Raw genomic sequence first — 11,182 nt, forward strand, 5'->3', positions numbered from 1 at the left:
TGAACGAAATGACGCGCGGTTTCTTTCAGAGTATCGAACAGGTCCAATTCGAGGGCGAGGACAGCAGGAACCCGCTCGCATTTCGCCACTACAACCCGGACGAGATTGTCATGGGCAAGCGCATGGAAGATCACCTGCGTTTTGCCGTAGCGTGGTGGCACTCGTTCGCGTGGGAGGGTGGAGACCCGTTTGGCGGCCCCACCTTCGAGCGCCCCTGGCATCCGCAGGACGACATGGGTCGGGCCAAGATGAAGGCTGATGTCGCCTTTGAGATGTTCGATATCCTGGGCCAACCATACTTCTGCTGGCATGACGCCGACATTCGCCCAGAGCAAGGAAATTTCGCGGGTAATCTGCGGACACTGAACGAGATCACCGATTATATCGGCGAAAAGATGCAGGTGTCGGGCACCAAGCTGTTGTGGGGCACTGCCAATATGTTCAGCCACCGCCGCTGGATGGGCGGTGCCAGCACCAACCCTGACCCGGATGTCTTTGCCTTTGCTGCCGCCACAGTGAAGTCCTGCATGGATGCCACCCATAAGCTGGGCGGCGAGAACTATGTGCTTTGGGGCGGGCGTGAAGGCTATGAGACGCTGCTCAACACCGACTTGAAGGCCGAGCTGGACCATATGGGCCAGTTCCTGAACATGGTGGTCGAATACAAGCACAAGATCGGGTTCAAGGGCGCGATCCTTGTTGAACCCAAACCGCAGGAACCGTCAAAGCACCAGTATGATTTTGACGCTGCCACCTGCATCGGGTTCCTGCGCAAGTATGGGCTTGAGGATGAGGTCAAATTGAACCTTGAACAAGGGCACGCGATCCTTGCCGGGCATAGCTTTGAACATGAGATTGCCGTGGCTGCAGCCGAAGGGATGCTGGGGTCCATCGATATGAACCGAAACGACTATCAATCGGGTTGGGACACGGATCAGTTCCCCAACAACACGCCCGAAGTCGCGTTGGCCTTTTACCACATCCTGAAAGCAGGCGGGTTTACCTCAGGCGGTACCAATTTCGACGCCAAGCTGCGCAGGCAGTCCATCGATGCCGAAGATCTGATCGCCGCGCATGTGGGTGGGATGGACATCTGCGCCCGGGGTTTGAAAGCGGCGGCCGCGATGATTGAAGACGGCGGTTTGGAGCAAATGCTGGCTGACCGGTATTCGGGCTGGAAAACGCCCGAGGCGCAAGCGATGCTGACCACTGGCCTGGACGAGATTGCCGCGCTGGTGCTGGCCGAGGGGATAAACCCGCAACCGCGCTCCGGTCGTCAGGAAGTTCTGGAAAACTACGTCAACAGATTTGTCTAAGACGAAATCCGGGTGGGGGCGGTAAGCGCCGCCCCCGTGCTGGTCAATTGTCCTGAACGACTTGCTGGTGGACTTCGATCACATTGCCTTCGGGGTCGTGAAAGAACACCTGGTGCCACTCTTTTGCGAAAGTGGTGCCGTAGTCGGAATAGGGGATCCCGCGCTCATCCAGCATTTTGAGGAAAGCGGGCAGATCATCGGTGCGAAAGGCGATATGGCCACGCTCGACCGGGTTGATCACTCGCCCGTTCTTGAAGGCCACGTCAAAGGCGCGTTCGGCCAGATGCATCTGCATGTTGCCCTCTGTCGCAAAGCGGATTTTGCCGTCATAGCCTCTCTTGCTGTTGGCCTCGGTGCGCGGGAAGTTGTCCTGCGGGATATCATCCAGACCCAGCACATTTGTGTAAAAATCATGCATACGATCAACGTCATCAGCCACGAAGTTGATGTGGTGGAATTCCAGTTTCATGCTCTGCTTTCGCCTTGGATCATCAGTGTTTCGGCTGTTCTAACACGCCCTTGCGGGGCTGTGGATGCCAAAACAGGACGAAAGGTCGTGTCAGGCGACCGACCTCATCAGCAAAGCTCGGGATGAAACCGTTGACGCGTGGCGGTGATCTGTGATGCTGGCTCGGTAGAACACAGAGCATGACAGGTTAGAATGTCCAACCAATCCCAAACCGAAGCCGTATTCCTCAGCGGCAGTCTGATGCGGCATGTCACCCGCATGTCGTTGACGACGAGTATCGGATTGATGGCCATCTTTGCCGTCGACTTTGTGGACATGGTCTTCATTTCGATGCTGGGCAACGACGCGCTGGCGGCGGCAGTGGGCTATGCTGGAACACTGCTGTTTTTCACCAATGCGATCAATATCGGCCTTTCTATATCCGCCGGGGCGCTGGTGGCGCGTGAACTTGGGGCGGGACGAGCCGAACAGGCCCGGCACTATGCGTCCAGTGTGGCGGTGCTGGGTCTGATCGTTGGGTTGGTCGTTCCGGTGTTGGTCTTGTTGAACCTCAGCCATCTGCTGTCACTGCTTGGCGCGGAAGATGAGGTTCTGAGGCTGGCGATGCGTTATGTCTCGATCATCCTGCCGACAATGTGCGTCATGTCGATTGCGATGGCGGCTATGGCCGTGCTGCGCGCCCATGGCGATGCGCGGCGGTCGATGATGGCCACGATCTACGGCGGTGTGGTGAATGCGGTCTTGGACCCGATCCTGATTTTTGCCGTGGGGCTGGGACTGGATGGGGCCGCGATAGCCTCGGTACTGGCGCGGCTTTGCATGTTGGGGGCGGCCTTATGGCCTGCGCTGCGGGTGCATCAAGGGTTTGCGCGCCCGTCGCTCAAACAAGTGAAGCAGGACTTGCGCCCCGTGCGAGCCATCGCAATTCCTGCCGTTCTGACGAATGTGGCCACACCGATCGGGAATGCCATCGTGGTGCGAGAAATTGCGCAATATGGAACGGATGCGGTGGCGGGTATGGCCGTCATAGGGCGGCTGCTGCCAGTTGCCTTTTCGGTCATCTTTGCCCTATCGGGCGCAATTGGGCCAATCATCGGACAGAATTTCGGGGCAGAGAAACTCGATCGCGTGCGCGCCGCCTTTCTGGCCGGGATCAAATTTACTGCGCTATATGTTCTGGTCATGGCCGCGATCTTGTTTCTGCTGCGGGCTCCGATTGCGGATTTGTTTGCGGCGCAAGGTGAAACCCGGGTTCTGATTTACCTGTTCTGTGGGCCTCTGGCGCTGGCATCGTTTTTTAATGGTGTGATTTTTGTATCAAATGCCAGCTTCAACAATCTTGGACATCCGGTCTATTCCACATGGATCAATTGGGGGCGTCACACGATTGGAACGTGGGTGTTTGCAACCATCGGGTCCAATCTTGCAGGGGCGTCCGGTGTTCTGCTGGGCCAGGCCTTTGGAGGCGTCATTTTTGCCATAATCAGCTGGGTTATGGTCGAGCGTGTGGTGGCGCGTTTGGGACGTGCTCACGCGCCCGAGCCGTTTGTGGATCAAGGTCGAATCCACTCTCTGTTCGGGCGTCGTGGCTGGTGAAGCGACGGCATCAATTGCCCTGATTGCGCGCTTCAAGACGTTCCAGATTGACCACGGTCGACAGCATCAGGCGATCATGGCTCCAGCCTTGAGTCTGCTGGATCGAAGCTGCCCCCAGCGCCAGAAGGGTGGCGAAGGTCAGTGACATGCCAAGGAACAACGCGGGCAGGGGAGCTTCGGCAGGTTGTGCATCGGTCAATGCAATCACACGCTGACGCAGCACACGTTTGGCTCTGCCACCGGTCACGAAAGCGACATTCAGAACGCGCGGATTTCGGGCTGAAACTGTCCGCGCACAATAGTCCAACAGGCACGTTGTGTATTCACGCGCATCGATCCTTTTGCGCGCGACGACAGACTGGTCACAGGCAAGTTCTCGCAACCGGCCGAACTGATACTTGAGCATCAGGTAGGCGGGGTTCCAAAACAGCAATGGGCGCAGAAGTTCAAAACCAAGTTCCCATTCTACATCGCCGGCCCGAATGTGTTGAAACTCATGCGCCAGCGCAAAGCGCAACTCGCGTGGTGTGTCCAGCAGATGGCTGGGCAGAACGACATGGCGGCGTAGCCCGCGTACCGCAAATGGCACAGTAATACGATCAGAAAGGCGTATATCCACTTTTGCCGATTGCCGCCAAAGGAAGCTGGATTTGACCGTCTGACGGATCATCATTGCGTCCCGAAAGGCGCGACCGGCGAACACAGCGGCTACAAGAGTGAACAGGGTGGCAAGCACCGTGATCGCGGGCTGTTGTCCTGACAAAGCAAAATCGACCCACCTTTCGCGGGTATTCAGCATGGCTTCGAACTGTGTGGCAGGCATGGCGATGTCGCCGCGCAGATAGGCTGCCACCGCGATATCACCAAGGGCGACAGCGCTCCCTGGCCATGCGTAAGCGGCCAGATATGATACGCCCAATGCAAGAAAAGGGCTGACCAGAATGCAAACGCACAGAACCTTGAGTGCGCGCAATTGTGCGACATAGCCATGGCGCAGGCTGGTGCGGGTCAGGGCAGCACGTGCCAGCAGCCAAATAATGGCCGACAAGGCCAGCACGATGTTGAGTTCGATATATGCGTCGAGAACCGGTCTAACCGCTGTCATTTTGCAGTCTCCTCTCTACCAGTGCTCGAATTTCCTCAAGATCGGCTTCGCTCAGCCCGGCATCATCGACAAGCCGCGCCACCAGCGTGGCTGGGGTGTCGTCGAACAATGTGCGGGACAGGTTTTGCAGCGAACGGGCCTGATATCTGTCCTTTTCCAGAAGCGGCGTATAGATCAGGGTCTTCCCTGCCTTACGGCTTTCCACAAAACCCTTTTCATCCAGAATACGCAGGATCGTGGCACCGGATGTGTAGGCCAGATTGCGTTCTGAGGGCAGGCGGTCCAGGACATCGCGCACCGAGCCTTCCCCGAGGGCCCAGAGCTCGTTCATGAACTCCAGTTCGACCTCGGTCAGCAGATTTGTCGTCTTTTTCTTTCGCATCGATCTCGGTGCCGTCATGTTTAGTATGCCTGACAGACAAGCATCCTTTCGCTATTTCGCAAAGCTTAAACTTTCCAGAAGACGAAGATACCCCATCCGACGGACAGGAAAAGCGGCGTCCAGACAGGTTGTCCGACAATTCCCAACCAGGCGAGGAAGATATACGCCGAGCCAAGCAAGGTGATGAACAGCCGGTCGCCCAACGTGGTTGTCAGCCCTAGCACACCACGCCGTTCGATCCCGTCGCGGTACTTGAAGCCTTCGAGCAGACCGATCACGGCAATGGCCGAGAAGATACCCACGAACAAGGCCAGAGTTGCTGGCGTCCATGCCATCCAGAAATCGGGCCAGAGCGGATCGGTCCAAGAGAACCCTTTTTCCTCTTGCTGTCCGACGTTGCCCCAACCGGCTTGCTGGGCGAAGGCCATGGTGGGCAGGAAGGGGAGGGTGAGAAGAAGAAGTTTACGCATATTGAACCTCACACGCGTCCCATCGCGAAACCACGCGCGATGTAGTTGCGGACAAACCAGATGACGATCGCGCCGGGGATGATGGTCAGGGTTCCGGCAGCAGCCAGCAGGCCCAGTTCATACCCCGCGCTGGATGCGGTGCGTGTCATCACGGCTGCGATGGGTTTTGCCTCGACCGCAGTCAGGGTTTTGGCCAGCAGCATTTCCACCCACGAGAACATGAAGCAGAAGAAAGCCGCGACGCCGACGCCTGCTTTGATGTTGGGCAAGAAGATCGTCACGAAGAAGCGCGGGAAGGAATAGCCGTCGACATAGGCTGTTTCATCCAACTCCTTCGGGATGCCGCGCATGAAGCCTTCCAGAATCCAAACCGCCAGCGGCACGTTGAACAGTGTGTGGGCCAGCGCCACTGCCAGATACGTGTCAAACAGACCGATGGAGGAATAGAGCTGAAAGAAGGGCAGCGCGAAGACCGCCGCCGGGGCCATCCGGTTGGTCAGCAGCCAGAAGAACAGCTGCTTGTCACCCAGAAACCGATAGCGCGAGAACGCATAGGCTGCGGGCAGGGCGACACAGACCGAAAGCACAGTGTTCAGCGTCACATAGATGATCGAGTTGATGTAACCCCAATACCATGTCGGATCGGTGAAGATGGTGATGTAGTTCTCCAGCGTGAAGGTCTGGGGAAACAGGGAAAAACCCGACAGGATCTCGTTCGTGGTCTTGAAGGACATTGCAACCAGCCAATAGATCGGCAGCATCAGGAACGCGATATAGAGGATCGGGATAAGGGACCGCTTCTTCATTGCGCGTCATCCTTTGTCATCAGAGTGTAGAAGACCCAAGAGACCAGCAGCGTGATGGCGAAGTAGATCAGGCTCATCGCCGCCGCAGGGCCAAGGTCGAACTGTCCCAACGCGATTTTCACAAGGTCGATCGACAGAAGGGTGGTGGAGTTGCCGGGGCCGCCGCCGGTCAGAACGAAGGGTTCCGTATAGATGTTGAAACTGTCCATGAAGCGCAGCAGAATGGCGATGGTCAGGACGGTTTTCATCTTGGGCAGTTGGATGTAGCGGAACACGGACCACGGGCTGGCGCCGTCGATCTTGGCCGCCTGATAGTAGGCGTCCGGGATCGAGACGAGGCCCGCATAGCACAGCAGCACCACAAGTGAAGTCCAGTGCCAGACATCCATGACGATGACGGTGATCCAGGCCGACAATGGCTGTTGGGTCATGTCATAGTTGATGCCAAGGACATCATTCAGGAAGTATCCCAGCAGGCCGATCTTGGGCAGGGTAAAGATGTTCCACATCGAACCGACCACGTTCCAAGGGATCAGCATGGGCAGGGCCATCAGGACCAGGCAAACCGGCACCCAAAAGCCTTTGCGCGGCATTGACAGGGCCACGATGATGCCCAGAGGGACCTCGATTATCAGGATCAGGAAGGTGAACAGGAATTGCCGCCCCAGAGCGGCCTGAAACCGGTCGGACCGCAGAATCTGTTCAAACCAGCCCAGTCCTTCCCAGAAGAACTGGTTGTTGCCGAAGGTTTCCTGCACCGAGTAATTGACCACCGTCATCATCGGAACAAGTGCGTTGAACGCGACCAGCGCCAGCACCGGCAGGACAAAGAACCATGCCCTTTGGTTTTCCGTTCTCATTGCGCCCGCTCCTGAGTTGCGATCCAGCCGTCACGGTAGACGCGGGATTGTTCTGGTTTGAATTGCAGGAAGACCTGCGACCCGGGTTCAGGGACCTCGTGTTCCGTAACGGCCTTAAGGGCGGTGTTGCCGACCATCGCGCTGACCACAAAGTGACGGCCAATGTCCGAGACCTTGGTTACATGCGCCGGGATGCCCGTGTCGCCGAAGCCCACATACTCGGGGCGGATACCCAGATCAGTGCGACCGCCGTCGCCGTGGGTTGGGCCTTCCAGCATCACCTCGTGCCCTTCAAACAAGGCACGGTCGCCTTTTGCCTCACAGGGCAGGACATTCATTCCGGGCGAACCGATAAAGTGACCGACAAATGTGTGCTGAGGGCGTTCGAACAGTTCGACCGGTGTGCCGATCTGAACCACTTCTCCCTCCTGCATCACGACCACTTCGTCTGCAAAGGTCAGCGCCTCGGTCTGGTCGTGGGTCACGTAGATCATCGTCGCTTTGACGCGCTGGTGCAGCTCTTTCAGCTTCGATCGTAGTTTCCATTTCAGATGCGGGTCGATCACAGTCAGCGGTTCATCAAACATCACCGCGTTTACGTCGTCACGGACCAGACCGCGCCCCATCGAGATCTTCTGCTTGTTGTCCGGGCTCAGACCAGAAGCCTTGGTGTTCAGCATGTCCGTGACGTCCAGCATCTCGGCAATCTCATCGACGCGACGCTTGATCGTCGCGGGGTCAACGCCTCGGTTCTTCAGCGGGAAGGTCAGGTTCTCACCCACGGTCATCGTGTCGTATATCACTGGGAACTGGAACACCTGTGCAATGTTGCGCTGATCCGGGGGCAGGGCGGTGACGTCCTGACCGTCGAACAGAATTTGCCCTTCGGAGGGCATCAGCAGGCCCGAGATGATGTTCAGCAGCGTGGATTTGCCACAACCCGACGGCCCGAGCAGAGCGTAGGCCCCACCGTCGCGCCATGTGACGTCGATTTCCTTGAGCGCATAGTCCTCGGGGCCTTTCGGCACGGGCAAATAGCTGTGTCGCAGGTTTGAAAGCTTTATCTGTGCCATGTCAGACCACCCTCTTGCCGTCTTGGTCGAAATACCGGCAATGGGCCGGGTTCATGTAGAAACTGTGATCCTCGCCGACCTGGTAGGGGTGTACACCGGTAGCCAGTGAAACCCAGGCGTCATCCCCATGTTGGAAATGCGCGCTGGAATCCGAACCGGACAGTTCCGTCACGATCACGCGGCCTGTCAGCTCTACGTCAGCGTCAGACGTACGGAACGGCGTCACGCGATGAGGGCGCACGGCGACCATATACTTTCCATCGGCCATGTCAGAAACTGCCCAGCCACCACCGCCTGCCAGCTGCGCCCGAGCGTCTGATACGGTGATTTGCGCGACGTTGATCGGCGGGTCCGAGAACACCCGCGCGGCGGCGATGTTTTCAGGGTTGCGGTATATGTCTGCGGTTGGACCGAATTGGGTCACACGGCCATCTTCCATCAATGCAGTGTAACCGCCCAGCAAAAGGGCCTCTTCGGGTTCTGAAGTGGCGTAAACCACGACTGCGCCACGGCCTGCGAACAAATCAGGCAGTTGTTCGCGCAGTTCTTCACGCAGTTTGTAGTCAAGGTTGGCCAGCGGCTCATCAAGGAACACGGCGCGGCTCTCTTTCGCAATTGCGCGGGCCAGTGCCGTTCGTTGTTGTTGCCCGCCTGACAGCTCATGAGGGCGGCGGTGCAGCATGGGGCGTAATTGAAGCAGATCGGCGGCCTCTTCCACGCGACCTTCGATCTCAGATTTCGCCATGCCCGCCACACGTAGCGGCGAGGCGATGTTGTCGAATACGGTCATATGCGGGTAGTTCACGAAGAACTGGTGCACCAGGCTGATCTGCCGCTTTTGCGTGTTCAGCCGTGTGACGTCCTGACCATCCATCAGGACCTTGCCCGAGGCGATCGGGTCTAGCCCGGCCATCATCTTGATAAGAGAGGTCTTGCCCGATCCCGTCGCGCCCAGCAGCACATTGAAATGGCCGGTTTGTAGCGCCAGGTTCGTGGGCTTAATATGGATGACGTTACCGACCCGTTTGGTCGCGTCTTGAAGTTCAATCATGTCCGTGGATTCCGGTCCTTCAGTGCACCGCACTGGCCTTGGTGTGGGGATGCCGCAAACGGCACCCCCGGTTTCAACAGCTTACTGAGACTGCCAGCGCTGAACCAGTTCGTCATAGTTGACGGTCTGGCCCTGCGGCTTTTCGTTCTCAAGCTTGGCCTTGGGTGAACCTGCTTTTTCCAGCCAGAAGGCGGGATCCTGTGGTTCGTTCAGGCGCGGTCCGCAACCGCCATAGACGTTGGCAGCCTCATCTGCGGCCTGCATACGGCCCATGGTGATGTCCATCTCTTCAGCCAGACGATCCATCGCCTCTTGCGGGGTGAAGGCGCCTGAGTTCACGTCACCGATCTGCTGCCACCAGATCTGGGCAAGCTTCGGATAATCAGGAACGTTGATGCCGGTCGGCGACCATGCCACACGGTCAGGCGAACGATAGAACTCGACCAGGCCACCCAGCTTGGGTGCACGTTCGGTGAACGACTCGTGGTTGACCGAACTGTCGCGGATGAAGGTCAGACCCACATGGGACTTCTTCACATCGACAGTCTTGGACGTCACAAACTGGGCATAAAGCCAAGCTGCCTGCGCACGATCTGAGGGGGTCGATTTCAGGAACGTCCAAGAGCCCACGTCTTGATACCCAACTTTCTGGCCATCTTCCCAGTATGGGCCATGCGGGCTGGGTGCCATCCGCCACAGCGGCGTACCTTCGTCGTCCACGGTGTTGTTGCCTTCAGACTTCGGCTTCACCATGTCGGCGGTAAAGGCAGTGTACCAGAAGATCTGCTGGGCCACATTGCCTTGGCTGAGCGCGGGCAGCGACTGGTAGAAGTCATAAGACGCCGCACCCGGAGGCGCATAGGCCCGCAGCCATTCGTCCCATTTGCGGATCGCATAGACCGCCGCTGGACCGTTCGCTGCACCACCACGCGACACCGAAGCGCCGACCGGGTTACAGGTGCCCGCTTCCATGCGGATGCCCCATTCGTCGACGGGGATGCCATTGGGTTCACCCACATCGCCGGCACCAGCCATCGACAGCCAGGCGTCGGTCATACGCCAGCCCAGGTCAGGCGCGCGCTTGCCGTAGTCCATGTGGCCGTAGATCGTCACACCGTCGACTTCTTTCACGTCATTGGTGAAGAACTCGGCGATGTCCTCATAGGCCGACCAGTTGACCGGAACGCCCAGATCATAGCCATACTTTTCCTTGAATGCGGCCTTGTTGGCCTCATCATCGAACCAGTCTTTGCGGAACCAGTAGAGGTTTGCAAACTGCTGGTCGGGCAGCTGATACAGCTTGCCGTCCGGACCAGTGGTGAACTGAATGCCCATGAAGTCATCCAGATCCAGCGTCGGCGAGGTTGTACCCGCCCAGTCGCCGCCCATCATGTCGGTCAGCGGGTAGGCCAGTTGCAGACGCGAGTGCGTACCGATCAGGTCACTGTCGTTGACATAGCCGTCATACAGGTTCCGGCCCGTTTGCATCTGGGTCTGAACGGCCTGAACCACTTCGCCCTCACCGAGGATCTGGTGGTTGACCTTGATTCCAGTGATTTCTTCGAATGCCTTGGTCAGAACCTCGGACTCGTAAGAATGGGTCGGGATGCCCTCGGACAGGACGTTGATTTCCATGCCAGCATAGGGTTGTGCAGCTTCGATGAACCACTGCATTTCACCCATCTGTTCGTCTTTCGACAAGGTCGATGGCTGGAATTCGTCGTCGATCCAACGTTGTGCTGCGGCTTCGTCGGCCCAAGCAGGACCGTGCCCCGCAATGACGGCAGCCGCCGCCACTGCGGAAAGTAGATGTCTCCGCATCTGTCTCCTCCCAAAGATTGTGGTTTCCGGCGTAAACCGGATGCCGGACAGCATCAGCGATTTTTTGCGTATGTGTCAAACTAAATTTTTAGTAATTGACGATCAGGCATCCGAGGAAGGGTGAAATAGAACTCATTTGCCAATTTGTGAATTCGTTGTAAGCTGGAGCTACTATTATAAAAAATGCCGGTGAACGACGCGGCGCGCTTTGAAAAAAACAACTTGAACCAGCG

Annotated in this window: 11 protein-coding genes; 2 read left to right on the forward strand and 9 right to left on the reverse strand. The window is 57.6% G+C overall.

The genetic code is table 11. The features are described 5' to 3' along the window. The first annotated feature begins 8 nt into the window (after positions 1-8). Positions 9-1,316, forward strand: coding sequence for a xylose isomerase (xylA, locus tag AC2FLD_RS05800; protein WP_496667901.1), 1,308 nt, complete (start codon positions 9-11; stop codon positions 1,314-1,316). Between the two features lie 43 nt (positions 1,317-1,359). Here xylA and AC2FLD_RS05805 read toward each other — a convergent pair whose 3' ends face one another. Beyond that, positions 1,360-1,785, reverse strand: a complete 426-nt coding sequence (locus AC2FLD_RS05805) for a VOC family protein (protein WP_496667902.1) — start codon at positions 1,783-1,785, stop codon at positions 1,360-1,362. Positions 1,786-1,977: 192 nt separating this feature from the next. On the opposite strand from AC2FLD_RS05805, the gene AC2FLD_RS05810 reads away from it, so the two are divergent. After that, a complete protein-coding gene (locus AC2FLD_RS05810; protein WP_496667903.1) occupies positions 1,978-3,381 on the forward strand; it encodes an MATE family efflux transporter in 1,404 nt (467 codons plus the stop codon). A gap of 10 nt (positions 3,382-3,391) precedes the next feature. On the opposite strand, the gene AC2FLD_RS05815 is transcribed toward AC2FLD_RS05810, so the two are convergent. The 8 genes from AC2FLD_RS05815 to AC2FLD_RS05850 all read right to left on the reverse strand — a co-directional run bounded on the left by AC2FLD_RS05815 (position 3,392) and on the right by AC2FLD_RS05850 (position 10,949). Next, the gene (locus AC2FLD_RS05815) at positions 3,392-4,486 is read right to left on the reverse strand and encodes a M56 family metallopeptidase (protein WP_496667904.1); all 1,095 of its coding nucleotides are present in this window, start codon (positions 4,484-4,486) and stop codon (positions 3,392-3,394) included. Then, entirely contained in the window at positions 4,473-4,868 is a 396-nt protein-coding gene (locus AC2FLD_RS05820; protein ID WP_050602724.1) for a BlaI/MecI/CopY family transcriptional regulator, read from the reverse strand. The genes AC2FLD_RS05815 and AC2FLD_RS05820 overlap by 14 nt, the downstream gene beginning before the upstream one ends. Before the next feature lie 65 nt (positions 4,869-4,933). After that, positions 4,934-5,338 carry a DUF2160 domain-containing protein gene (locus tag AC2FLD_RS05825; RefSeq protein ID WP_050602723.1) on the reverse strand — a complete coding sequence of 135 codons (405 nt, stop codon included), beginning with the start codon at positions 5,336-5,338 and terminating at the stop codon, positions 4,934-4,936. An 8-nt stretch (positions 5,339-5,346) separates the two neighbouring features. Then, positions 5,347-6,144 (reverse strand): carbohydrate ABC transporter permease, encoded by a 798-nt coding sequence (locus AC2FLD_RS05830; protein ID WP_496667905.1) that lies wholly within the window; start codon positions 6,142-6,144, stop codon positions 5,347-5,349. Next, entirely contained in the window at positions 6,141-7,004 is an 864-nt protein-coding gene (locus tag AC2FLD_RS05835) for a carbohydrate ABC transporter permease (RefSeq protein WP_496667906.1), read from the reverse strand. Before AC2FLD_RS05835 ends, AC2FLD_RS05830 begins: the two co-directional genes overlap by 4 nt. Continuing rightward, positions 7,001-8,077, reverse strand: coding sequence for an ABC transporter ATP-binding protein (locus tag AC2FLD_RS05840; RefSeq protein ID WP_496667908.1), 1,077 nt, complete (start codon positions 8,075-8,077; stop codon positions 7,001-7,003). Before AC2FLD_RS05840 ends, AC2FLD_RS05835 begins: the two co-directional genes overlap by 4 nt. A 1-nt stretch (position 8,078) precedes the next feature. Further along, positions 8,079-9,128, reverse strand: a complete 1,050-nt coding sequence (locus tag AC2FLD_RS05845) for an ABC transporter ATP-binding protein (RefSeq protein ID WP_496667909.1) — start codon at positions 9,126-9,128, stop codon at positions 8,079-8,081. 81 nt (positions 9,129-9,209) lie between these two features. Continuing rightward, entirely contained in the window at positions 9,210-10,949 is a 1,740-nt protein-coding gene (locus AC2FLD_RS05850) for an ABC transporter substrate-binding protein (RefSeq protein ID WP_050602718.1), read from the reverse strand. Positions 10,950-11,182: the final 233 nt, after the last annotated feature.

Source organism: Ruegeria sp. CDSA021, from assembly GCF_059612325.1.

Excerpts from the sequence above, each read along its gene's own strand:
- AC2FLD_RS05815 (WP_496667904.1), bottom strand. The coding sequence starts at position 4,486 with ATGACAGCGGTTAGACCGGTTCTCGACGCATATATCGAACTCAACATC.
- AC2FLD_RS05835 (WP_496667906.1), bottom strand. The coding sequence starts at position 7,004 with ATGAGAACGGAAAACCAAAGGGCATGGTTCTTTGTCCTGCCGGTGCTG.
- AC2FLD_RS05840 (WP_496667908.1), bottom strand. The coding sequence starts at position 8,077 with ATGGCACAGATAAAGCTTTCAAACCTGCGACACAGCTATTTGCCCGTG.
- AC2FLD_RS05820 (WP_050602724.1), bottom strand. The coding sequence starts at position 4,868 with ATGCGAAAGAAAAAGACGACAAATCTGCTGACCGAGGTCGAACTGGAG.
- AC2FLD_RS05850 (WP_050602718.1), bottom strand. The coding sequence starts at position 10,949 with ATGCGGAGACATCTACTTTCCGCAGTGGCGGCGGCTGCCGTCATTGCG.
- AC2FLD_RS05845 (WP_496667909.1), bottom strand. The coding sequence starts at position 9,128 with ATGATTGAACTTCAAGACGCGACCAAACGGGTCGGTAACGTCATCCAT.
- xylA (WP_496667901.1), top strand. The coding sequence starts at position 9 with ATGACGCGCGGTTTCTTTCAGAGTATCGAACAGGTCCAATTCGAGGGC.
- AC2FLD_RS05805 (WP_496667902.1), bottom strand. The coding sequence starts at position 1,785 with ATGAAACTGGAATTCCACCACATCAACTTCGTGGCTGATGACGTTGAT.
- AC2FLD_RS05825 (WP_050602723.1), bottom strand. The coding sequence starts at position 5,338 with ATGCGTAAACTTCTTCTTCTCACCCTCCCCTTCCTGCCCACCATGGCC.
- AC2FLD_RS05830 (WP_496667905.1), bottom strand. The coding sequence starts at position 6,144 with ATGAAGAAGCGGTCCCTTATCCCGATCCTCTATATCGCGTTCCTGATG.
- AC2FLD_RS05810 (WP_496667903.1), top strand. The coding sequence starts at position 1,978 with ATGTCCAACCAATCCCAAACCGAAGCCGTATTCCTCAGCGGCAGTCTG.